The sequence below is a fragment of the Sulfobacillus harzensis genome (genome assembly GCF_012933365.1).
GTDB lineage: Bacteria > Bacillota > Sulfobacillia > Sulfobacillales > Sulfobacillaceae > Sulfobacillus_B > Sulfobacillus_B harzensis.
Map to the genome: position 1 here is coordinate 1 of NZ_JABBVZ010000027.1, position 23,549 is coordinate 23,549.

Below are 23,549 nucleotides of genomic sequence, written 5' to 3' on the forward strand. Positions count from 1 at the left end.
GTGGCCTCATACCATTTGTCTTCAATACTTCAGCTAATTCCAACGACCGAGCCAGCAGTTCTTTATCTAGATTAGGAGGGTATTCGGATTCTGTGATTGATTTGCGGGATTCGACCGCACATGACAATTCGAGGCAAAATCGGATTCTATGATTGATTTGACACGGATTCCGCTGGATGAAGGCTCCGGTCCATCTCACCGCCTTCTTTCTCGAAAAGCCGGAGCGGGTAGTCGGGCTGGGGTATGTTCTCTTGCTCGCACTTCAGTTCGCCCGCTTCATGCGGGCGGTGGTTCGGCACGCGATGGTTGACCAGCCGCCCGTGGACCTGCCCGACGGGCGCCACATCGTGCAGCCCTCGGAACGGGTCATTTTGGATACCCTTCGAACCTTGTGGATCGAACAGCGGTCCCACGGCTCCATTACCTGGTACCAGTGGACGCATGTGCAACCCCACGCGCGGCGGATCTTAGACATGCTCCAGGTTCCCATCGAGCACCGGTTCCAACGGCCCGGATCCGGCTAAACAACCCGTCGGCTAAATCCCTGCGTTTTCTCGTGGTGACCCGCGGAATCTAAGATTTGATTTGGGTGGCGTTCACACGATACCCTGTTCTAAGCCGGTCAACAGATCGCGGCAGACGGAAAGGATGACATCGTGGAGATCCCCAACTTCTTGAACCTCCCTCGATACACCATTACCGCTTTTGAGGAAACCGATGATGCCTACCACGTTGCGGCCGAAATTCCGGAACGGCCGGCTGCCTGTCCCCATTGTGCCCATGCGGGGTTCGTCGGCTTTGGCCATCGCGAACAGTGGATTCGGGATCTCCCGATGCATGGGAAACGGGTTCGACTGTATCTCCGCACCCGCCGGTTTCGCTGCAAATCCTGTCATCGCACGTTTTATGAGGCCTTGCCCGCTGTGGATGGCAAGCGGCCGATGACACAACGTCTCGTCGCCTGGATGGGGCCCCAAGCGATGCGGCGGCCCTTTGTTCATGTCGCAGAGGAGGTGGGCGTTGACGAGGCCACGGTGCGCGATGTGTTCAGCGATTATGTGGCCCAATGGGAAGCTCACCGACACGTGGAAACCCCGACATGGCTCGGACTGGATGAAATTCACCTGACCAAAGCGCGCGGTGTGGTCACGAATGTGCGGGAACGCACGCTCGTCGACATCCTCGTGGACCGCCGCAAGGACACAGTCGCGCGCTACTTAGGGCGGCTCCCGAATCGCTCGCAGATTCAACTGGTAGCCATGGATATGTGGCGGCCGTACAAGGAAGCCGTGGAGGCGGTCTTGCCCCAAGCTATCATTGTCATTGACAAGTTCCACGTGCTCAAGATGGCCAATGCCGCGGTCGAACGGGTCCGCAAGCACCTCCGGCAGTCGCTCACGCCGGCTCAGCGCCGCGGACTCATGCACGACCGTTTTGTCCTCTTGAAGCGGGAAGCCGACCTGGCCGACCGGGAGCAACTGCTGCTGTCCACGTGGACCAAAAACTTCCCGGACCTCGGGGAAGTGCACCGTCGAAAAGAAGACTTTTTCCGCCTCTTCGAATGCCGGAGCCACGAAGAGGCTCACCGTCAGTTTAGGATCTGGGAGGCTGGGCTCGCCGGCGACATGGCGACCGCGTTCACGGAACTCACCACGGCGTGGCATCACTGGGAACGAGAAATCCTAGCGTATTTCGACCATCCGATTACCAACGCCTATACCGAAAGCCTCAATAGTTTAATCCGCGCGACGGATCGGATCGGGCGCGGGTACAGCTTCGCCGCGCTGCGGGCGAAGCTCTTGTGGTCGGAAGGCGCCGACAAAGCCACCTATCGACGAGCCAAAGTGCCCCGAGAACGCCCCCTAGCGGACAAGCCACCTACCGCCTACGGAGGCTCCTTCCTTAGGCCGATGCCCACCACTATGGTTCTACAGGAAGATGACGCCATGGACTACGGGGTCAAGCTAGACCATGTGGAGGCTCGCATCCAAGAGGGAATTAGCACCGTCCGGGGAGACCAGACAATAAAGCGATAACGAATCGACCTGTTGGAGGGACCACCTCTAGCCGTGCCACGGGTACACGGTCTTCCGGCCAAGGCACGGCTAGACTCGGCGACATGGTCCTTTATTTGACTACGGTGATTCGTAGAGCCTTCGCTAGAAATTCCGCCATTCGCTCACTCTTACCTGCCTCCTGGGAGTTTTCGAGGACACATAGAATAGTAGCTTTCAAGTATAGTAGCCGGACTAGTTGTTTGACGTCGTCCGTTCGAAAGATATAATCAATGCCATCGTGGCACAGAGATAGAGCCTCTTGCGCGAGGCCACGCGCAAGCTGCAAACGAGCCAACTCCTCCAAGACACTTGCAGCCAGCGCAAAATGCCCACGGCTTCGGTAAGCTTCCAGACATTCGTTAAGGTAGGGCTCGGCTACGCTGTATTTCTCTTGCTCACGGAGAATGACGCCCAGGTTTTGTTTCGCACCAAACCCCCGCATTTCGTCAATCCCTTGATAGAACATCGCACTGATCACAGTGTGATGATGTGCTCTTTCGAGGTCTCCCAACGCACGAGCCACGATGCCCAGGCCGTGGTGGCAACGAGCCATCATTTCCACATTATTCGTTTGCTCCGCAAGCTCAAGTGCTGTTGTGTAGAGTTCGAATGCTTGTTCGTGGCGATTAAGCAAATACAATGTCGATCCCATGTTTCCGAGGGCTCGGAGCCTTGTGGCGGGTTCGGGGTTGAATTCGAGCACGGTTTCGTACACGGCCAAAGCATCCAGAAAGCGAGACAGAGTAAAATACGCATTGCCCAGTTGTATGAGCAATGTAAGGTCGTCCGTCCCGATATTTTCAGATTGGATAAGCCTGAGGGCGGACCGCTGAAGAACGTACAGTGCCCGTTCCGTCCCTGTCTCTATGCTCAGAAAATCTCGCGCCGCGCCAAGCAGATCGCTGTTCGCGGCTTGCCCTTCCATAAATAGCTCCCATGCCAAATAAAGCTGATCTGGTCCCCCGGCCTTCTTACCTTCACTCCGCAGTTTGTGCCCGTGTCTAACCAGTGCAGCCTTTTCCGAATGATCGGCGTCGACGATCTCCCCCAGCGGCACGTGAAGTCGCTCGCTTAAGACTTTGAGAGTGGATAAAGGAGGTACAACCACACCGGATTCAATTTGGCTGATGTAAGACCGGTCGAACAGTCCTTTCGCCAGGTCGGCCTGGGTCATGTTCCGGCTGATCCTGAATTTTTTTATTCGTTCTCCTAGAGTTTGCGTAACAACAACACCCCCCAGTTACTAACAAATGTTAGTACACCTCACGGAAGTTTGTCCCGAAAATTGTGCACAATGCAATTAGACAATCATTAAGGAGTTGGCCAAAATGCGTCGTGTCCTTGCGGTGCTTTCAATGACTATGATGATTCTGGTTGTTGGCCTTTCATTAACAACGTCTGCCCGGCATCACACTTTGGCGACAAGCCAAGTCACCAGTCCGAGTGACGTGACGAATCCGGGCGTGAGCTAACAGGCCAACAGAATTTCAGATGCGTACCACCCCTGGGACTACCCTACGTAACACGTCGTCATATATAAGCGCTAATCACCCTAAACTTCGTTGCGATGGCCTGGTTCTCAAATCACATACCCTATGCGGAATATCATGGAGGTGAAGCATTTCGTGCGAATTGATCAAACAATGGGAGGGCCAAAGGTTTCCCCGCCAAAATCATGGTCCACTCCCAATAGCCACTTTTTAACCGTTTTGCACGAGCCGTGGTACAAAACCGTAATGCACATACAAAGCACGGTTAGTGTAGCGACCACAGAGTTTTGGATCCAACGCGGGGCGCAGCTCCTGTGCTTGCCAATAACAACGGGGTCTGTTTCAAGTCCTAATGCGGTTGGAAGCGATTCTATTCCTGTTCCGGTTTCGATATTCGGGGTTCACACTTACTTGGCGGATTCCATGCAGTTCTTATTGGAATATGGATGCCGGCTCAGCCCCGAAGGGTGTTTTTACCTAATGCCGTCCTTTCGCGGAGAGGACGTGGATAGTAGTCATCTGGCACAGTTCTTTCACAGTGAGGTGGAATTGGTTGGTACGTTGGACGATGTTATGGAAGCGGCGGAGGATTACATCCGGTTCCTTGCTTCACGGATACTGGAACGCCACGATACATTAGTGATGGATGCCGCGGGAACAATCGAGCACTTAAAGAAAGTCGTTCAAACGTTATCCTTTCCTCGGATTAGCTTCAGCGAAGCTATTGAGTTGCTTGGTGACAATCCCGAGTGGATAACCATCAATGCCGTCGGTGGTCGAATTATTAGCCGCAAGGGTGAGCAACGACTCATGCAGACTTTGGGGAGCCCCGTGTGGTTAACGAAAATGGATCATCTTTCTGTGCCTTTCTACCAGGCATTCGACGGCGATGACTTGCGCACAGCTCGGAATGCCGACCTTCTAATGGGAATCGGAGAGATATTGGGTGCTGGTGAACGTCACGCAAGCATCAAAGATGCACGTCACGCTCTGGAAGTGCACAGTGTAAGTGAGGTCGACTACGAATGGTACCTCATGATGAAAGAGCTTTATCCCTTAAGGACGGCCGGGTTCGGGATGGGAGTCGAACGGTTCCTACTGTGGGTGCTCCAACACGACGACATCCGAGATATTCCCTTGTTGCTCCGCGTCAACGGACAACAAATAAATCCTTAACAGGAAACAATGGTAGGAGGTTATGCATGTCAACGTCACGGGAAGAGGTCCTTGGATATTTTAAAGAAAAGGCCGATAGATATGATTTGGTCGACCAGCAATGGTACTGGGTACTGTCCGACTCATTGCTGTGGGACGCGCTTGTGCACCATGTGTTCCCTAAATTGCCGGATGACTTTGTAATGCTCGACGCGGGAGGCGGCACGGGTCGGTGGACCGATCGGGTCTTGTCCGCCTTCCCTAAAGCACAGGCCGTGATATTCGATATATCCCCAGACATGACCAAGCACGCCCAAGAAAAGGCGCGCCGCAACCACTACGAGGAGCGTTTGACAATTGCGCATGGGGACTTAGAGCAAGTTCAGCACCATTTGAAAGCCAGCACATTCGATTTAATCATTTCGTTCCACAATGTAATGGGGTTCGTGAATCCCGAACAGGTAATGCCCCAGCTCGCGTCGTTATCGAAGCCGGGCGGGCTCGTTGTTCTATTCGTGCCCAATCGGTATCATGCAGCGTTTTTTAATATCTTCCAAGCGAATATTGAACGGGCCGAGGATGCGATAAACCATTGGTTAGGCAAATTTGTTGACGACATGCCATCGCTGAACCTGTATTCTCCGAGCTCTCTCCGGAATGCGCTGCAATCATGCGGGCTTCATTGCGAATGGCTATCTGGGTTTCCTTCGCTTGTTTATCCGGGATACGAAGAAACGAGGATCGAGGGCTCCAGTATCCATAATCAAGAATTGTTGCGCGATCCCGTGATGTTTCGTAGAATTTTCGATTTGGAGAAGTCTGTGGCTACTGAGCCAGACGCAGCAGCCCGAGGTAACAACTTGTTTGTAGTTGCTGCGAAGGTAGTCGACGGAGGTCGTTCATGAGCATCGAACGCGACCTGAGGAACCCATATTCTTGGTATGATGAAGCCCGCAATAAATGTCCAGTTTACTGGGACCATGCCGAAGAAGGCTGGTTGGTGTTAAGCCACGAGCTGATTAACGAAGTATTGCTCAACCCAAAATTTGCAGCCCGCGCGGACATGAGTTTTATGGGTGAGGTTGCCCCGACGTTGCGGCAACACTTTGAGAGTTGGCTGCTATTTACTGATCCCCCGAAGCACAACGTTTTACGCAAGCTCATTGGGCCAGCCTTCTCCTCGAAGAGATATCCGTCGTTTGAACGTACTCTGTCCGACAGAGCCAATACGCTCGTTGACCGTTTGCTTTTGGAAAACGGTCCGTTTGATCTACTTTCTCAATACGCGATCCCCATGGCCGAATGCGCCTTGGCGATGATTTTGACGTTGGATGGCCAAGAGGTCGCGAATGCACGCGAATGGGCGGACGATTTACTAGACTTCATAAATGTCGATTTTTCGCCAGAACAGCTTGCGGTGTCCCTGAAAGCTTTAAACGCTATGACAAAGATCGTGAAAGACAAGGTACTGACGTCCAAAGCCTCCTTTCCAAAAGGGACCATCCTGAGCACAATAAACCAGGCATGGTCTCAGGGCGAAATTTCGGAAGTCGAGGCCGGAGCACTATTTGGGCAGATCGTTACAGGCATGCTTGGAGCCGTTCCCCACTTGGTTAGCAACGCAGTCCTGGCGTTGGTGCAGCACCCTGCTCAATGGTCCCGGCTGCAAAGCAATCCGGACGCCATTGATGGCGCTGTTGAGGAGTTTCTACGGTATGATACCCCCTTCTTGTTGGTTACTCGGACAAGTACTGCGGAGATGACGCTCGGCGGCGTCGCTCTGCACCCAGGCGATCGTATTGGGCTAATGCTGGGCGCCGGCAATCGGGATCCTGCTACCTTCGAACACCCGCATGCGTTGGACGTTGAAAGACGACCCAATCCACACCTTTCCTTCGGTATTGGCGCTCACTTTTGCCTGGGGGCAGGAATGACGCGTTCTATCGCGAGCGTGGCGATTGGAACCCTCACAAGGCGCGTTAGAAAGATCGAGCTACACGAACCGGTAAGGTTTCGGCAATTGTTCGGTATGCGGAACGCTGAAGAGTTGATGGTCAGTATGGAGGCAAAGTAGCTCGTTCGGAGGTTGGATGTGGGCAGTTATTTTACTACCTTTCGCGGTTTTTCTATCCCGGCTCGCATCATTATCATCGGAGGCGCATTGAACGCATTCGGAAACGGCATCGTGTTCCCGTTTCTGTTTGTGTACATACACAATGCTCTTCATCTGCCATACGAAGTGGCAGGCGCCGCGATGTCAATCATGGCAATAGCGGGATTGGTGGTCGGGCCGATTTTTGGTAAAGCCGCTGATATTGTGGGTTACAAATTGATGTTTGGCATATCGTTGTTGCTTCAGGCATTCGGCTATGGTTTGTTGGCCCTCGTAACAAGAGACTGGCAAGTGTTTCTGGTCCTCATTCTAGCGGGAGCTGGCAATGGCGGATTTTGGCCGGTTCAACTTGCCATTATGCAGGGCCTTGCGGAGGATGCCCAACGTTCGCATTTATTCGTCTTTGACCGGGTGGGGGCCAACGCGGGAATCGGACTCGGTGGACTGGCCGGCGGCGCCGTCATGTTGTCGGCGCTTCCATACCGGTACACTCTAATTTTCGAGGTAGATGCCGCATCTTTTCTTCTTTTTCTGCTGTTATTTATCCTATCATATGGTCACGTGATCCCACAGGCGTCGGACGATGGCGCCGCGGAGATGGAACCGGAAGAGTCGGAGCAACAAAGATCCGCGATTTACAGAGACCGTACTTTGATCGGCCTTGCTGCGATTCGCTTTTTACTCGTTCTGGGAGGCTACGCTCTATTTGAAACGGCCCTCACCTTGTTTGCATTTAATCGAACCTCCTTGGGCGCGTCTTCGCTAGGCTGGCCTTTTTTTGTAAATGCCTTTGCCGGATTGCTCATCCAAGTGCCTTTAGCGAAAGCCTTGCAAGGGCGCAACCGTATGGGCGCCCTGTTCATTGCCAGTGTCATTTGGGCTGCGGCATGGCTTCTCCTCGACGCGAGTGCGGTCTTTCCGGAGGGCCGTAGCTTTGTTCTTGGCATCGTTGTCTTGGTGGCCTTCTTGTTTAGTATTGGAGAAGCCATCGAAGGGGTGACGTATGAGCCTCTGGTTGCGGACTTGTCGCCTCCAGCGCGGGCTGGTCAATACATGTCCGTAGTCACGTCGTCATGGCAACTCGGTTTGGTTTTAGCCCCAACGATGACCGGATTTTTCATGAAGTTGTCGCCCGGCGCTCTGTGGCCATTCGCCAGCGTCCTTTGTTTAGTCGCTGGCACATTGTCCCTCCTAATGAACCGAATTGTTCCACAGGAGTTCCGACACGTCCCCGTAGAAGCAAGCGGGCCAGTGGTTGCTAGCACAGAGGGGAGGCGAGTGGATTGAATGCAAGGAAGCCAAGCTACTTAACATGGGAACAACTCTACAGAGAGAACGACCTTGAGAAAGATAGTCCGGCCGCCGTCGGAGGGATCTTATCGGCTGAGACCCTGGCAGCAGCCTATCAATGGGGATTCTTTCCTTGGCCACCCGGGGACCCAGATATATATGTGGAGCTCGAAGACCGCTATGGACACCTTGTCGAATCGGGAATGATCAAACGCCTAGACATGGACCAGAAGAGAATGAGACTCCCCTGGTGGAATCCCGACCCGCGGTCCGTCATTTTCCAGCATACCCTTCACATCTCGAGGTCCCTTCGCAAACGGATTCGCCAGAGTAAATGGACTACCACACTCGACGAAGCTTTTGATGAAGTCGTGGACTTGTGTCGCCGAGGAAATCCCTTGAGTTGGATTACGCCAGAAATGGGGGCAGCGTATCGCGAGTTACAAGTTCGGGGTCGAGCCCACAGCATCGAAGTTTGGGAAGGAAACAAGCTCGTTGGTGGTATGTACGGTGTGGTGACTGGCGCCGTGTTCACGGGCGAGTCCATGTTCTCCTTGCGAACCGATGCCTCCAAGGTCGCAATGGTCGACTTTGGCGAGCGGTTCTTTTCACAGGGAGGGATGCTGATCGACACTCAGATGCCGAATGAGCATCTATGCTCAATGGGTGCCGTTAATATCAGTCGACAGCATTTCGTAAAGCGGTTGGAGGATTCAAGGACTACGATGGTAACGTTGGACGCCAGCCGATTGCCGGTCAATCGGCTGGCAACCTATCTGATGAATCCAGAACGAGCGGAGGACAGCCCCATTGGACAAAGAGATTAGGCTTCCAAGGACGTTGAAAACAGGCGATACCGTCGCGGTAGTTTCCCCATCAGCACCCGGCGTGGCCCGTTGGCCCCATCGGACTGAACGGGGGCGTCAATACCTGGAGTCCCTTGGTCTACGTGTAAAGTTTATGCCCCACTCCCAGGAAAACCATGGGTTAGTATCGGCGCCTGCGCAACACAGGGCGGCAGATATCATGGAAGCTTTCGAAGATGATTCTGTCAGCGCCATCATTGCGGCGATAGGCGGAAATTATTCACGTGAGGTATTGCCGCATCTGGATTTCAACCTCATCGCTGATCACCCAAAAATATTCCAAGGGTATTCCGACGCAACTACGCTGCTCTGGGCCATATGGAAGCACACCCGAATGATCACGCTCTATGGCCCCGCCTTGTTGACCAACTTGGCAGAGTATCCGAAGCCGCTTACGTTCACCGACTTTTGGCTTCGGACATTTTGGTTTGCAAGCGGACCGATCCATTTTCAGCCTGCAGATACATGGACCGACGAGTTTCTCAACTTCGACACGAAGGACGATTTGAAGCGGCCTCGACATCAATATGATAATGGCAAGTGGGTGGACTTGCGCCCCGGCCAAGCGGAAGGTCGAATATTAGCCGGATGCTTGGAAACAATCGCCCACGACATTCTGGATGATGCTCATTGCCCAGACTTTGCGGGCACAATTTTGGCTGTTGAACTCTCGGATGAAAGTCCGTCGATCCCCAGTGTCGAGGCTTCTTTGGAAAAACTTAATCACGCAAAGGGGTTCGCCCAAATCCAGGGCTTATTGGTCGGTCGTCCCGCCCGGTATTCCGCCGCAGACCGCAATGAGCTTTGGGATCGCGTCCGTGCACTGGCCGCTGCTTACGACATTCCTGCTCTTGGCAATTTGGATTTCGGCCATTCGGACCCGTTCTGCCCATTGCCTATCGGAACCCGTGTTCAGTTATCGGTGGGAGGCCCCCGGGGGAGTATGTTGCAAAGTGTAGAGTCCGCTACTTGGAATGGAATCAAGGAAGGGTGACAAGACTTGTTCTCTTACAAAGTTAGCTCAGAGATCTATTTGCGTCTTTTGACGATGCGAGACGTTGACGCCGTATACTCGTTAACCGTCGGGTCACGGTCCCATCTCAGAAGGTGGTTGCCTTGGGTAGATGACGTGCAGTCCCCATCGCGAACCGAAGCGTTTATTCGTGGTGCTCTGGAGCAATTTGCGGCAAACGAAGGCTTTCAATCGGGCATCTGGTGGAAAGATGCGATGGTTGGATGTGTCGGAATCAATACCATCGATTGGTCCAACCGCGCGGGAGTCGTGGGGTATTGGCTTGGCGATACGTTTCAAGGCCGTGGCATTATGACGCAGGCTGTCAAAGCGGTCATTGATATCGGGTTTCAACACTACGGACTCAACAAAATGGAAGTCAGAGTGGCCACCGGTAACACCAAGAGTTCCGCCATTCCGCGCCGTCTTGGATTTCACGAAGACGGCATCATTCGCCATGACGAATGGCTGTACGACCACTTCGTGGACAGCTACGTGTTTTCCATGTTAGCCAGTGAATGGCTCCCCTCGCAAGAGGTGTAAGGAGAGGTGTAAGGAGTCCTGCGGTTAAGTGTCGAGATCCTGTTTGTTCCCGGGGCACTTGGCGAAAGCCAGGTTGAAATAGACCGTCTAGAAAAGAGGTGGTAGATAATGGTACACCGGTTGTCGGTCCCCTTAGTGCGGCATCAACTTCCTTTCGTCGTAGATTTGGCCTCGGGTCAGCATCCCGTAGACCACGCCGACCAACTTGCGTGCCGTCAAGACCAGCGCCCGCTTATGCGCGTGGTGCCGGGCCTCCCGGTACTTCTTCGCGTAAAAGGCTTTGAAGTGCGGGTCCCGCACACGGACTCTCTCGGCCGCTTCGACGAAGTAATACCGCAAGTAGACGTTGCCCGACCGCGTCGGCGGTCGGATGTCGGCATCAAAGTTCCCCGATTGATGGGGACGCCACGTGAGTCTGGCATATTTAGCCAAGGAATTTTCCGAGGAGAACCGTTGCACGGGGCCAATTTCGGCCAGCAGGTCCGCGCCGTAGGCCCGCACCAATGCCAGGCACGGTGGTCAGAGTCTGCTGGAAGGCCCGGATGATATCCAGGTGCAGCACCAAACTTTGCTGTCGGGCGTCCCGCTCTTTCGAGTGCAACCGGAAGGCGCGATGAGCCAAGCGTTACAGCGTCTGAGCAAGGTTCTCCGGCGCTTTCAACCGATGGCGGCCCACCGCCGCGATTTACGCCGCGGTGGGCCAGGGGGTCTCCGCCAACGTGTCGGACGTGCAGCGTTCCAACACAGATCTCGTCGACGAAACCCGATCTGGCAACCGAAATCTTGCCAGATGGAAATAGCCGCTTGCCACTAAGCGGCAATCCCCAAGACATGTGTCTTGGGCTAACTGGCTAAACGAGGGAGGAATCAGAAAAATGAACCAGAGTCCCGTTCGAGCCCTCGAGAACGAGGGATACGTGATTTTCAAAAACTACTTCCATGCTGACGTAGTGGCGCGGCTTCGCAATGCAGCTGCTCGTACGAAGCGGAAGGTTTTGGCGCAACCGGGGAACTTCATGACGCGGTACACCCATCGCACCGAGGGAATGGTCGACACATGGGGAGTACATGACCTATTTGCACCACCACTCTATGAACCTGAATATGGACAGTTGCTCTCCCAATCGGGGTTGTTGCAAATCATCCAGGAGCTTTTAAACACTAAAGAGCTACGATTTTGGGCCGGATCACTCCTTTGGTCTCCACAATTCTTCAATTACGAACTGTATTGGCATCGAGATGGTTATGATATGGACGTATTTGAACCGTCGGGCAAGCCGAATCATGTCCAATTTAATGTACCCTTGTACGAAGACCGCTCCTTTATTCTCATTCCCGGCTCCCATAAACGCCCCTTGACTCCCGAGGAAGCGAACGCCGTTCAACGGAAAGATAACGCTTCGACGCTAACGGGCCAAATTGAAGTGGCTTGCGAGCCAGGAGATGTTTTGTTCACCAATGCATGGGTGTTACATCGCGGAACGTGCTCCACAAGGACCCCGCGCATGACTCTACACATCAATTTGCAGCCAGCCAATGAACCATTCGGTGGCCATGCCTCGCGGCCATGGATGAGCGACCCCGCCCATCTCGATAGAATGCCGGTGCCCACTCGCGATCTCTTCTTGAAACTCATCCAATGGGACGAAGCACACCCGCTCTCCCCACAAGAGCAATACGAAGCAGAACAGGCATTCCAGGAGATTCTTAGCCACCAGGCCGGCGTTCGACTTGCGAGGGCAGTCCACAACAGCGACGAGGGGAGGTCCCAACAATAATGAACGCAACTCGCGAGTTCGACGAACGGATCGGCGAGCTTTGCACGGTACTCCAAACTCGCCAAGTGGAGGCGAGACACGCAGAGGAGTCAGACGCCGAAATATTACGCCAGATCGTCGAATGTGCGATGTCATTGAATAAACACGGCCAACGTCATGGGGAGACATTTCTTCAGAATTTTAGTGTTCTATACAATAAACTGCGGAAGACACCAAGGACACAGATCTTGGGTTTTTCGATTATGGAGTTGTTTCTTCAAGCCGGGCAGGTGGCATTGATAGGCAACGCGTACGGTTGGCCCGAAGAGGATTTGGCGAATCTCGTTGTTTTGATTCTCGCACGATACGGCAGTGGTAATTCGGATGCTCTAAAGGCAGCCCAAAAGGTGCTATCTTTATTGTCTTGGGACCAAACGCTACTGGGATATTTCTTATCACGTCGGTTGTTAGATGGTGGCAATGATTTTCAGAAGAAAATGGGGATGTACTTCCTCGAAACGTTGGATGTGCCCATCTTGCATTTTCTAAAGGATTTGTTTCACGGACGGCCTTCTTGGATTAAGACCGACGTACCGATGACACGCTCACGCAGTTCTTTTTCCAGAGCTGTCGCGGTGGCCCCGGCCGCAACGATTGAGGGAAGAACTTCGGGCATTCGAAAACATGCACACTTCGTGTTCGTCGACGTTGAACTCGACGGTACAACGCGGCAAGCAAAAATTCCTCGTTCTGAAATGGCCTCTCCATCGGGTGAACCGATCCGCTTGTCGCGGCGCGATTGGGTTCGGTTTCGCGTGACTGGAGAACGGTCCCAGTTGCTCGAACACATTCCCTCGCAGATCGACATGGATAAGGTTCCCTTACGTTTACCTACGCCCCACAATATTTTGGTGCAAGACAAAGTGCTGAGCACCTTTAGGAAGACCTTTGGGGCCGCGGGCTTTATCGAGACCATGACTCCGGTATTGACACGCGGATACTTTGGCGGCAAGAGTCGTCCATTTCAAACCAAGATGTGGCATAACCAGAAAGTCCACTATCTCCGGGTCACGGCTGAATTAGCTCTTAAATCCGTTGTATCATCTGGTATCAGCAAAGCCTATGAAATCGGACCGATGTTTCGCAATGAAGGTTCAAGTGCAGATTATGCACCTGAATTTTTGATGTTTGAGGCATATGGAATCTTCATGATGGCCGAAGAGCTTCGGGACATCGTTTGTCGAGTAATTCTCCAACTGTCACCAATGGCACCAACGACCAGAATCGGAGCATATGAGGCCATTTCGGACACGTGGGGATTCGATATGACGACCGAGACAGGGAAGAAAGGCGTGACGAGCCTAGCGGGCCTCGATGTTAACCCAAGCTCGGTTTTACGTGCAGCTTATAAGGTCATTGAAAAATTGTATATTCCGCAAACTTCTGGCCTAGTGATCATCGACCACCTCCCCGTAGGCATTTCTCCTTTGGTAAAGTCGGATGGGCAGTTCTATCGTCGTTATTGGATTGCCTTTAATGGCTCGTTTATCGCCGACGTTTGCCAGGAAGAGACGGACTATCGCGTGGTGCAGGCCAACCTGAACGAACAGTTTCGGGAAGATCCGTACCTTGTAAAGCGCGATTACCGGGCCTTCCTGTCAATTCTGGCTTCCGGAATGCCCCCTTTGGCCGGAGTCGGTCTTGGAATATCGAAACTAGTCAAAGCGTTAACAGGTGAATCACATATCAACGATTGTTCGCTGGACCATGCTTATTCCATGAATCGATTAACGGGCGGCAGTTGGCGCGGCGGATGAATGTACCAACTTCGCCACGAACGCTCCCAATTGGTAATAAGACCCTGTCCTCTCAAGCGCTGTTGGGTATCACTCGACAGCTTGTTCATGGCGGGCAGTTAAGCAAATACAATGTCGATTTCATGATCAACACAAAGTGTTTCCACATGGCCAGACCCGAATAGCCACGGATCAATCAAGAAATCCGGATACCCGATCATACGAGAGTCAAAGCGGTCGCCGTGGTATACTGATCGTAAAGCGTCGTGATGACGGAACAGGAGGAAAGATTCCGTGGCTATTGTACGATTGCAACGGCGCGGCATGTTGACCGTACCACGCGACATTCGGCAGCAATTGCATTTGGAAGAAGGTCAGCCGTTAATGGTGCGGGTCATCGATGCCCGACGTCTACTCATCGAGATCATCCCCACCTTGAGCCCCGATGATCTTTTTACACAATTCCCGATCACCACCCCCGTCGATGACGACTGGCATGAGGCCATGGCGGATGACATGGAGGCACACCACCAGAATCAGGAGGTAGCCCCCCATGATTGAGGGATACGTCGACACCAACGTCTTCTTGCACGCCCAGGCCCATGACGCGCATACGCCGGCTTGCCGCGCACTCTTGCGAGCGGCAGCGGCTGGGACTTTAATCCTGCGACTCGACCCGCTCGTGGTGCACGAGCTCACGTACGTCTTGCCGCGTTACGTCAAGGCTATGACGCGGGCGGACGTCGCCCTCTATTGTCGATCGGTCTTACAGTGGCCAGGCATCCACCTCGAGGAGCGACCGTTTTGGTTGGCCGTCTTGGAAACGTGGGAAGCCGATGATCGGCTCAGTTGGACGGATGCGGTGCTCCTGAATCGTGCGCGTGACACGGGATTGCCGGTGTGGTCGCGCAACCATCGGGACTTCACGCGGCACGATCTGCCGGATAGCACCTGGCCGGTGGACCCGGAATAGCCAAGAGTGGCAAACCCCATCGGCATCTTCGAATTGCCAACACTCATGCACGATTGGTGGAGGCTAGGTACGGGTGCGCGATCGCGGGAAGTCGTCACACGAACGGCAATCAGGATTTCGTAAGGCCAGGCGAATTTCCGGTTGGCCTCCTCATCTTTCAAGCGACATCCCGGAAGAAATTTCACAAGGATGATTCACTAAAAAAGTCCACTTTTTCGCTGAGGTGTCCTCTATACACCCATGACAGGTCCTACCGAAGTGGGGCGCTGTCTACGAGAGGAGTGGACGGGGTACGGCGATCTTCGCAGGATGTTGGAACGGCGCGGCCGCTTGTGAGCTATGGCCATCGGGGTGCGCCATGGTAGGGGTTTGGGTAGTAATCGACCGAAAAGTGCCGTAGGGCCTAAAAGCCGGTCATGATACGACTTTCCGCTGATCGCCTCGCAAGCCCTTTGCGGTCAATGGGCCACGTCTGGTGGTAGGAATCTGCGGCCAACAAAGACGTACGTTTTGGAGGATTTTAGGGGGCTAAGGGAGTCGTTTGCCTTGGCTATTGATTTTTCGTTCCAATGATACACGAACCCCTACTTGTACGCTTAAAAGTCTGCACGACTCCGGTCTCCGACTGCCCCTCTGCCATTCGTGCCACATTCTTTCAAACGCAGTCCAGCGGGATCGGTTGAAAGAGCGCCGGGCGGACAGTCACTCAGCCACCGCATAACCTCGCCAACCTTCTTCCTCGCGCTTAGAGTCACCTACATTTAGTGAAGAGTCCCCAACAAGTGGAGGCGACGATCCGTACGGCGGTCTTTAACGAGCAACGTTGGAAGAAGCCCGTGACCTCATAGTGAACTTTAACGAGTGAACAACGTTCCGGCGTCGGTTAAAGCCGAAGAAGTCGGATTGTCTTGTTAGATCAGATGGCCACCCTAGAACCGTTCGGTATTTGCGCGAAACACCCGAATGCGTCGGTACAGCTCTTGGACGGGCTGTGGCGAAAAGGCACCTGTGGACCGTGACGTCGCCTGACCGGATTCCCGCCCGAGAGTTCTCTGTCGGCCACAAACAGCCCTGGCGCCACCGCAAACTATGAGCCAGCTTCGAGCAGGATTTCAAGGTTCTGAAGCCCACGCGTAATCCGCTGGGACTCCAAATCGTGAATTAAGTTAACCAAGGTTCGAAGCATCGGCATGGCATAGCCGTTCTGTTCCGCGACTTCTAACACTGGACCATATTGTGCATCTACTTCGGTTTTGCGGTGGCGGACGGCCAAATCCCGCCAGACGCCGCTATGCACTTTCGTATTGGCTCGCATCATGCGGGACACTCGGTCGAACATGGCATCCGATGCTTTGACATCCTGGAGGACGTTGGGATCCCATCCGTCGAACGGCATCACCTGAACACCCTGCAACTGAGCCAATCCGACTACCTCCACCCCTAAACGGCGTAGCATAGGACGGTAGCGGGGATGGTCTACACAGTCGGCCATGGTCTCATCGGTCGTCGCGGTTGCAAACAGCACGGCCCCATAAGCCATTTTGGACCAGAGATATCCCCAAATATTGGGGGTTACAACGGGCGGGATAAAGGGGGTAAGCCATCCTTCAATCATCTTGAGCCGGTCTGAAGTCCTCCCATCTAGTTCCCCAATCACGAACGCCCCCGGCCCTCCATAATGAATAAGCCCAGGCTCAAGAACATCGGCAAAGAAGTTGATGAAACAGCCAACCGTCCGAGCGTCCCCTATAACCTGGGCGATTTCTTTCTCATTTAGTCCGTTCTGGATCGACATCACCCATCCGTCAGAAGCCAACCGCGGTGCAAGCCACTCCATCGCCGTTCGAGTATGGGGCGCTTTCACCGCCAGGAACACCTGGTGGAGATCGCCATCGAAGCTTTCGGGGGTGTCGGCGGCCATCTCGACCCGCCAATTCCCGTCTGCGGCCTCAACGCGAAGCCCCTCTTCACGAATAGCCATGACGTGTTCGCGGTCGGCATCCACCACGCGAACTGGAAACCCCGCACGCACCAGGTGAGCGGCAATGGTCCCGCCAATGGCTCCAGCACCCACCACCGTCAGCGATCGCATACCATGCACTCCTTTCATCGCCACACCCGTGCCAAGACCCGACGGGCATTGCCACCAATCACTTTTGCAATATCATCATCGGAATAGCCATGTGAAACCAGCCAACGCACGATGTTCGGGAACGTCTCAGTGGGATTTTCAAGCCCGTCGACAAATTCCACGGGTGGAAATTCCAATCCGCGGTGAATCGCGGCAACCCCCAACTGCTTGCTGAAGGCATGGTGTAGCCCTACATGATCGCCATAGAGCGTGTCCGGCCCAAACCCTACGTGATCCATCCCGACAAGATTGGCCACATATTCAAAGTGCTCCATGACGCCGTCGATGGAGTGGATGCGGTGTTTCTCCGTCAACGTGGTATGCGGAGCCGCTTCAATGCCTATCACGCCGCCCCGCTCCGCGACGGTTCGAATGACCGCATCGGGTTTCATTCTAGGGGTGTTCCACAGCGCTCGCGCCCCCGCGTGGGTAACAAAGATGGGGGCTTCGCTTACTTGAGCAATGTCGATCGACGTTTGATCCCCCGCATGCGATACATCAATGGCAATGCCCAACTGGTTCATCCGGCGCACTGCCTTTTGGCCCAAGTCCGTCAATCCGCCATCTCGGGCTTCCTTGAGGCCTGAGCCGAGCGCGTTCGATTCACTGTATACCACGCCCATCGACCGCACCCCGAATCCATAAAGAATATCCAGTCGGTCAATCTCGTTCTCAATCATCGTCGCGGCTTCCAACGAAAAGACTAGACCAAGATGTCCGTTCTCCTTGCACGCGTTTATGTCCGCGAGACGCCGAACCGGCACGATAAAGTCCTGATGGGCGAGGTCAGCCTGGCGCATGCCCAGGTCATAGAGGACGTCCTCCCATTTCCAGCCATTCTTGGAGGTAATGAGCGCGCTCCCGTCGTTCATGTTGTCGAACACCACATCCATTCCCGACTCGCTCAGTTCCTGGTAAGCCGTGACGTCGCGGCCTTGACGCCGGTATTCATAGATACGGGCCACGTCTTTCGGGATAAACGTGGGATGGTCATGCAACGACACGACCAAATTCTCCCTCAAGATGCGTTCGGTGCGTGCCTCCTCTTCCGGGGTCACCTCGACCCGACGAGAGGCCACGCGGTCGGTACCGGATGGCAGCTCGAAGATCTCGTAATCCTGGCCAGCTTCAAGATACTGATACGCACGATAGCCGTCATAGCGCTTGCGGATCATTGTCTCCCCCCTCCTCTTGATCCACCCGGCTCAAGGGCAAAGCCGTGGTGCCCGCCGCTGAGCCTCCATCCACACGGAAAACGGTCCCGGTGATCCAGTCCGACCCGGGCCCGGTTAAAAATAACACCGCGTGAGCGATATCCTCAGGAGCTCCTGCTCTGCCTAGAGGGATGGTCCTTCGAATCGCCTCCACGTAGCGGGTAGAAAGCTGGTTCACGGCGCTATGCACCTCCACAAACCCCGGAGAGACGGCATTGACCCGGATGCCGAACGGGGCGAGTTCAATCGCCAAGGCTTGGGTGAGCATAGCGAGCCCGGCTTTGGACGCGGAATAGTGGGCAGCACCGGGGCGGGCGCGTTTCGCGGCTCCGGAAGTGATATTGACGATGTTGCCCTTGACATTCTGACGGATAAGCCGTCTGGCAAACGATTGACTCGTGAAAAACGGCCCTTTCAGGTTGGTGTCCAGCACCCGGTCCCATGCCACCTCGGACATCTCCAGGACGGGATCGCTCGGATATAGTCCTGCGGCATTAACCAAGATGGTCGGTGTCCCAAACCGAGACCCAACGCCGTCAAGGGCGCGCTCTATCTCCTCGACTAATCTCACGTCCGCTTGCACCGGGTACACCAGATCCTGGTCGAATATCCTCTGAGCAGCCTCGGTGACAGCTTCCCGCCGCAAGTCGACCATTGCCACCCGGGCCCCCTCCCGAGCGTATGCTGACGCTACCGCGAATCCGATGCCACTAGCGGCTCCCGTGACCAGCACGACTTGGTCTCGACAATTCACGCCTCGTCCCCCCTAGAGTCTTGCTATCAATCCCGCCGCCAACGCGGCGCGCACCGGCATGGTTTCGGCAATCACATGCTCGTCGGCGGCGTGCGCGCCATTGCCCACGGCACCGAGACCGTCCACCACTGGGATACCCCGGGCGGCGCAGAAATTTCCGTCGCTGGCCCCTCCCACAGAAGCCTCGGCCAAATCCAATCCTAGCGAGTGCCCAACCGCCCGGGCGACCTCAAATAGTTCGGCCACTCGCGGGGTGCGTTCCATCGGGGGACGATTCAAGCCGCCGGAGACCTCTAACTGGATCCCTTCCCGTCGGGGGGCCAGACGTCGCATAAAGTCCACCACCCGTTCTGCCTCGGCCCCGCTTGCCACCCGAATATCGATCGCAGCCTGGGCTTCCGCGGCCACCACGTTTGAGCGGGTGCCCGCATGAACCACGCCTACATTAACGGTCGTGCCCATTTCCGGATTGGCTAACGCTCGAATCGCCACAATCTGATCGGCCAATTCGTCAATCGCGCTTACCCCGGCCGTCGGATCCAGTCCCGCGTGCGCGGCGCGGCCTCGAATCCGCCACTCGTAGATGCAGGTGCCTTTTCGTGCAGTTTTTAGGGCCCCGTGGTGGCTCGCTTCGAACACCAACGCAGCATAAGCGCGCTCGGCCTCCTCTTCAATGAGCGGACGCGAATATACGCTGCCAATCTCTTCGTCGGAATTGCTCAGAAAGACCACCGAACGCCGGAGTCCGCCCTGCTCTTGGAGAGCCCGAATCGCCCAGACGGCCTGAACGAGACCCGTTTTCATGTCGAAGACACCCGGACCTCTCATCACGCCGTCACGATATGAAAAGGGCATGTCGGCTAAAGTTCCTGCCTTCCACACGGTGTCATAGTGAGCCAGGATGAGAATCGGGGCCGCCTCCCGGTCGCGTCCGGGCAGATATCCCCGTACATGATTGCCGCCCACTGACTCCGGAATCGTGATGACCTCAAAGCCGCTTTGAGTGAGAAGATCGCCTACGACGTTCGCCGTCCGATCCAACAGCGGTTTGTCCGTGGACGGCGACTCCGCTTCCACCACCGTCTTCACATCCGCGATCATCTCCTCAAAGTGATCCTCCAGGTATTTCAGATATGTCGGCAACGTCATCCCTCCGTTCGTCTAAAAGTCCATGGGGGTGGGACTCGGCGATGTCCGCCGGGCCAAATCCGGCTGCCGTCGGGCCCAATCGGTCACCTCGTCAATGGTGGTCCACCAGACGCCGGGAAATCCTCTGATATATCGAATCAGTCGCTCCACCACCGCCATATAGGCCCAGCGCCCGCTAATGAACGGGTGCAGGGTAAGCACATAGCAGCCACCGCTTCGGTAGTATCCATCGAACTCGGCAGACCAGAGCCGGAAGACCGTGTCGGGGTCGGCTATCGCCTTGTCGCGATTAGCCCGAGAATGGTTCCAGTGCTCGGCGTCGTCTAGAATCCATTGGATCGGCACCTCGAGAAGTGCCCCGCCTTCTGTCTCAAGCCAATAGGGTACCTCATCATCCATGAGGCTAGAGTCAGAGAGCACGCCGTGACGGCGCAATAATTCCGGAGTTCGTCTGTTCAGTTCCCAGGACGGCGCCCGATATAATGTGGGCGCATAACCCAAAAACTCGCCCATTACCTCCCGAGAGCGTACCAAGACCGCTTCTTCCTGTTCCGCGTCCAAGCTGTCAAGCGACTCGTGGAGATGGCCGTGCAATCCGATAGGAAACCCATGGCGGACAATTTCACGGGCCGCCTCGGGGTGGAGTTGGGCTGTGTACGAGGGCATGTAAAAGGTTCCCGGCACCCCATACTTATCCAGCAACCGGAGCACCTTAAATAGCCCGATGTTGGGTCCGTACATGCGCTGATGTAGCTCACTCAGTTGGTTGGCGGCTCTCTCAGGGAACCGTACATACTGGGCCGGCTCCCCGTCGACGTCCCACGTCAAGCACACCGCCATGTGATGTCCCTCAGGCCAGTTCATGGTCGGCCCCCGTTTCTTTTACAATGTCAATGGGCTTTCTGAAGGTTTCCCGCATGAAAAAGTACACCAAACCGCTGACCAAAGCGGCGGCCATTAAATAGAGCGGAACTAAATTATCCGCCTTCAACGAAATCAGCCACGTGGTAATGAAGGGTGCCGTGCCGCCGAATATCGCAACCGCCAGCGCATACGGTACGGCGATGCCCGTATTCCGTACCTCCGCGCCAAATTGCTCGGCCATCACGGTCGCCGTGGTGCCAGAGTATCCGGTAATCATCAAGAGTCCGATGACTTCCACTAAGAAGAAGGCGACGAAGGTACCCGACCGCACCCAGAGAAAAAGCGGATAGGACAGCACTAAGAACCCAAGGGCGAAACCAATAAGCATGGGGCGTCGTCCAACTTTGTCTGAAATCCATCCGGACAGCGGGATACAGGCCACAAAGATAATAAGGGCGATCGTGTTCGCCAGCGTAGCGCGTGCAAGCGACAGATGAGTGGTCTCCGCCGTAAACGTGGGCAAAAACAACACCCACATGTAATACGTTAGCGTTCCAGCAATGGTGATGCCAAAGACTCGCCAGAAATCGCGCGGATATTTCCGAAACATATCACCGAACGGGCTCTTCGAGAGCTTCTCCTGTTGCTCTAGCCGGTTAAACACGGGCGTATCGTCCACGCGCACGCGAAGGTAGAGGCCGAAGAAGCCGAAGGCCGCCCCAATCCAAAAAGGAATCCGCCATCCCCAACTGTCCAACGCGGCCGGCGCCATGTTATGGAGCACCAAGGACGCCACGGCCGAGGAAATGAGTGTACCCAGCCCTACGCTAACCTGCTGAAGACTACCCGTCAGCCCACGACGGCCGGGTTTGGCATACTCTACTAGAAACGCTGACGAGCCCCCAAACTCCCCACCTGCCGAAAACCCTTGGGCCAAACGGGCCAACAAGAGGATGATGGGTGCCAACACCCCCAGTGTACCGAATCCGGGCACAATCCCCATCACGAGGCTGGCCGTGGCCATAATGGTGATTTGTACCACTAAGGCATTCCGGCGGCCAACCCGGTCCCCGTACGGTCCTAAAACGGCACCGCCGATGGGACGCATGAAAAACCCGACAGCAAACGTTGCCAAGGTGAGTAGCAAAGAGACAATAGCCACTTTCGAGGGAAAGAACTGCGCCGCGAATACGGGGGCAAAGAAACCGTATACACCCCAGTCGTACCACTCCATCACGTTACCGGCTCCCGCGGCCCACACGGCTAACCGACCTTTCTTCCCCGGATCGACAGGAGCGCCTATCGACGTTGCCATTTCAGATCCCCTTTCACAATAGTAATAGCTATGTATTCTATGCAATTGTCATATTTCCTTCTGCAATGTATATTATGAAATAAATATTTCTTGCGAGGTTAGACCATGACCATAGAGGAACTGCAAATCCTAGTGAACGCCAAATCCCTAGACTCTTCGAGCCCTACCTTGTTAACTGCAGCTCGATGGATACAGGATCACGTAGTGGAAATCGCCTGGAAAACTGTCGATGATGTCGCGCAAGAGACGGGCGTTAGTCCCGCGTCGGTGATTCGAACCTGTCGAAGTTTGGGATTTGACGGATTCAGTTCCCTACAGCGCCTGGTCCGGGAGTCCTTACCCGCAGCCGAACACCTGGTCGAAAAACTGAGTGACGCAGACTCATCTTCGGCCGTCCACGGCGTAATTGACCGGGAACGACACAATCTGGAGCGCTTTGACGAGAGTACGATCGTACAGGTCGGGGACTTGGCCACGATGCTTCTTTCGGCGCGTCGCATCGCCGTGATGGCGAGCCTGACCAGCACCGCCTTGGGATCATACGTGGCCGCGCACTTGAACTTTCTGTTGGGGAACGTGACCTTCTACGAAGCCGAGTCATCCGCGAGTTGGATCTTCTTACGCGATGCCGGGCCGGAGGATGCGGTGCTCATTTTGTCCTTCCCCCGCTACTCCACCTCCGCGCGTAACATGATTCAACGCTGTCGGGAACGGATCCCGCACACCATTCTCGTCACCGATCGGGTGGGCAAAAGTCTATTCTCCGGGATTCCGGCTTTAGGATTACCGGTGTCCGGAGATCTATTTTCGGCTGGGCCGCCTACTGCGGTGTTCGTTCAGATGCTCGCCCATGAATTAAGGAACCGCGCTCCCGGGCGCATCGTCGAACGGCTCAAACAAATGGACGCCGTCTTGACTCAAGCGGGGGTCTTTCTCAAAGACGCTCGCTCTCAAATCCGAGATTGAGCGCTTTTTAAAGACCGGCCATCCCAATTTGGCTTCTGCCAAAGAGAAATCGGAAGAGGGAGAGAGGCCAAGGGAAGAGACACAAAAATGTTAGAATTCCGACC

At 54.9% G+C, this 23,549-nt stretch carries 22 protein-coding genes; 14 read left to right on the top strand and 8 right to left on the bottom strand.

Translation table 11 applies throughout. The annotated features are described in order from the left end of the window. Window positions 1–176 precede the first annotated feature (176 nt). Together HIJ39_RS09625 and HIJ39_RS09630 are read left to right on the top strand one after the other, a co-directional pair. A complete protein-coding gene (locus tag HIJ39_RS09625; protein WP_169099087.1) occupies window positions 177–524 on the top strand; it encodes a hypothetical protein in 348 nt (115 codons plus the stop codon). Between the two features lie 132 nt (window positions 525–656). Then, the gene (locus tag HIJ39_RS09630) at window positions 657–2,036 is read left to right on the top strand and encodes an ISL3 family transposase (RefSeq protein ID WP_169099089.1); all 1,380 of its coding nucleotides are present in this window, start codon (window positions 657–659) and stop codon (window positions 2,034–2,036) included. 91 nt (window positions 2,037–2,127) lie between these two features. Here HIJ39_RS09630 and HIJ39_RS09635 read toward each other — a convergent pair whose 3' ends face one another. Continuing rightward, entirely contained in the window at window positions 2,128–3,297 is a 1,170-nt protein-coding gene (locus HIJ39_RS09635; protein ID WP_275107303.1) for a helix-turn-helix transcriptional regulator, read from the bottom strand. 403 nt (window positions 3,298–3,700) lie between these two features. On the opposite strand from HIJ39_RS09635, the gene HIJ39_RS09640 reads away from it, so the two are divergent. The 7 genes from HIJ39_RS09640 (at window position 3,701) to HIJ39_RS09670 (ending at window position 10,526) form a co-directional block, all read left to right on the top strand. Beyond that, window positions 3,701–4,723, top strand: a complete 1,023-nt coding sequence (locus tag HIJ39_RS09640; RefSeq protein WP_169099162.1) for an asparagine synthetase A — start codon at window positions 3,701–3,703, stop codon at window positions 4,721–4,723. A 26-nt stretch (window positions 4,724–4,749) separates the two neighbouring features. After that, window positions 4,750–5,607, top strand: a complete 858-nt coding sequence (locus HIJ39_RS09645) for a class I SAM-dependent methyltransferase (RefSeq protein WP_169099092.1) — start codon at window positions 4,750–4,752, stop codon at window positions 5,605–5,607. Then, window positions 5,604–6,776, top strand: a complete 1,173-nt coding sequence (locus HIJ39_RS09650; RefSeq protein WP_169099093.1) for a cytochrome P450 — start codon at window positions 5,604–5,606, stop codon at window positions 6,774–6,776. Before HIJ39_RS09645 ends, HIJ39_RS09650 begins: the two co-directional genes overlap by 4 nt. A gap of 18 nt (window positions 6,777–6,794) precedes the next feature. After that, the gene (locus HIJ39_RS09655) at window positions 6,795–8,102 is read left to right on the top strand and encodes an MFS transporter (protein ID WP_169099094.1); all 1,308 of its coding nucleotides are present in this window, start codon (window positions 6,795–6,797) and stop codon (window positions 8,100–8,102) included. A gap of 239 nt (window positions 8,103–8,341) precedes the next feature. Next, on the top strand, window positions 8,342–8,932 hold the full coding sequence (aat, locus tag HIJ39_RS09660) for a leucyl/phenylalanyl-tRNA--protein transferase (protein ID WP_243239498.1): 591 nt from the start codon (window positions 8,342–8,344) through the stop codon (window positions 8,930–8,932). A 13-nt stretch (window positions 8,933–8,945) separates the two neighbouring features. Continuing rightward, window positions 8,946–9,965 carry a S66 family peptidase gene (locus HIJ39_RS09665; RefSeq protein ID WP_243239499.1) on the top strand — a complete coding sequence of 340 codons (1,020 nt, stop codon included), beginning with the start codon at window positions 8,946–8,948 and terminating at the stop codon, window positions 9,963–9,965. A gap of 39 nt (window positions 9,966–10,004) precedes the next feature. Next, the gene (locus tag HIJ39_RS09670) at window positions 10,005–10,526 is read left to right on the top strand and encodes a GNAT family N-acetyltransferase (protein WP_275107305.1); all 522 of its coding nucleotides are present in this window, start codon (window positions 10,005–10,007) and stop codon (window positions 10,524–10,526) included. A 132-nt stretch (window positions 10,527–10,658) separates the two neighbouring features. Here the strand turns inward: HIJ39_RS09670 and HIJ39_RS09675 are convergent, their stop codons facing one another. Next, window positions 10,659–11,027: a transposase gene (locus HIJ39_RS09675; protein ID WP_338055136.1), complete on the bottom strand. Its 369-nt coding sequence runs from the start codon at window positions 11,025–11,027 to the stop codon at window positions 10,659–10,661. A gap of 374 nt (window positions 11,028–11,401) precedes the next feature. On the opposite strand from HIJ39_RS09675, the gene HIJ39_RS09680 reads away from it, so the two are divergent. The 4 genes from HIJ39_RS09680 to HIJ39_RS09695 all read left to right on the top strand — a co-directional run bounded on the left by HIJ39_RS09680 (window position 11,402) and on the right by HIJ39_RS09695 (window position 15,052). Next, on the top strand, window positions 11,402–12,304 hold the full coding sequence (locus HIJ39_RS09680) for a phytanoyl-CoA dioxygenase family protein (RefSeq protein WP_169099099.1): 903 nt from the start codon (window positions 11,402–11,404) through the stop codon (window positions 12,302–12,304). Continuing rightward, a complete protein-coding gene (locus HIJ39_RS09685; RefSeq protein WP_169099101.1) occupies window positions 12,304–14,100 on the top strand; it encodes an amino acid--tRNA ligase-related protein in 1,797 nt (598 codons plus the stop codon). The genes HIJ39_RS09680 and HIJ39_RS09685 overlap by 1 nt, the downstream gene beginning before the upstream one ends. Before the next feature lie 273 nt (window positions 14,101–14,373). After that, window positions 14,374–14,640 (top strand): AbrB/MazE/SpoVT family DNA-binding domain-containing protein, encoded by a 267-nt coding sequence (locus tag HIJ39_RS09690; protein ID WP_169099103.1) that lies wholly within the window; start codon window positions 14,374–14,376, stop codon window positions 14,638–14,640. Next, window positions 14,633–15,052, top strand: coding sequence for a PIN domain-containing protein (locus HIJ39_RS09695; RefSeq protein WP_169099105.1), 420 nt, complete (start codon window positions 14,633–14,635; stop codon window positions 15,050–15,052). The genes HIJ39_RS09690 and HIJ39_RS09695 overlap by 8 nt, the downstream gene beginning before the upstream one ends. A gap of 1,087 nt (window positions 15,053–16,139) precedes the next feature. On the opposite strand, the gene HIJ39_RS09700 is transcribed toward HIJ39_RS09695, so the two are convergent. The 6 genes from HIJ39_RS09700 to HIJ39_RS09725 are packed head-to-tail and all read right to left on the bottom strand — an operon-like array spanning window position 16,140 to window position 22,479. Continuing rightward, window positions 16,140–17,144 carry a ketopantoate reductase family protein gene (locus HIJ39_RS09700; RefSeq protein ID WP_169099107.1) on the bottom strand — a complete coding sequence of 335 codons (1,005 nt, stop codon included), beginning with the start codon at window positions 17,142–17,144 and terminating at the stop codon, window positions 16,140–16,142. Window positions 17,145–17,158: 14 nt separating this feature from the next. After that, on the bottom strand, window positions 17,159–18,358 hold the full coding sequence (locus tag HIJ39_RS09705; RefSeq protein ID WP_169099109.1) for a dipeptidase: 1,200 nt from the start codon (window positions 18,356–18,358) through the stop codon (window positions 17,159–17,161). Beyond that, entirely contained in the window at window positions 18,339–19,151 is an 813-nt protein-coding gene (locus HIJ39_RS09710) for a glucose 1-dehydrogenase (RefSeq protein WP_169099111.1), read from the bottom strand. The genes HIJ39_RS09705 and HIJ39_RS09710 overlap by 20 nt, the downstream gene beginning before the upstream one ends. 12 nt (window positions 19,152–19,163) lie before the next feature. After that, window positions 19,164–20,294: a M20 family metallopeptidase gene (locus HIJ39_RS09715; protein ID WP_243239492.1), complete on the bottom strand. Its 1,131-nt coding sequence runs from the start codon at window positions 20,292–20,294 to the stop codon at window positions 19,164–19,166. An 18-nt stretch (window positions 20,295–20,312) separates the two neighbouring features. Next, window positions 20,313–21,164, bottom strand: a complete 852-nt coding sequence (locus tag HIJ39_RS09720) for a polysaccharide deacetylase family protein (protein ID WP_169099115.1) — start codon at window positions 21,162–21,164, stop codon at window positions 20,313–20,315. Beyond that, window positions 21,151–22,479 carry an MFS transporter gene (locus HIJ39_RS09725; protein ID WP_169099117.1) on the bottom strand — a complete coding sequence of 443 codons (1,329 nt, stop codon included), beginning with the start codon at window positions 22,477–22,479 and terminating at the stop codon, window positions 21,151–21,153. The genes HIJ39_RS09720 and HIJ39_RS09725 overlap by 14 nt, the downstream gene beginning before the upstream one ends. A 105-nt stretch (window positions 22,480–22,584) precedes the next feature. Here HIJ39_RS09725 and HIJ39_RS09730 point away from each other — a divergent pair, with 105 nt between their 5' ends. Further along, on the top strand, window positions 22,585–23,445 hold the full coding sequence (locus HIJ39_RS09730; RefSeq protein ID WP_169099119.1) for a MurR/RpiR family transcriptional regulator: 861 nt from the start codon (window positions 22,585–22,587) through the stop codon (window positions 23,443–23,445). Window positions 23,446–23,549 lie beyond the last annotated feature (104 nt).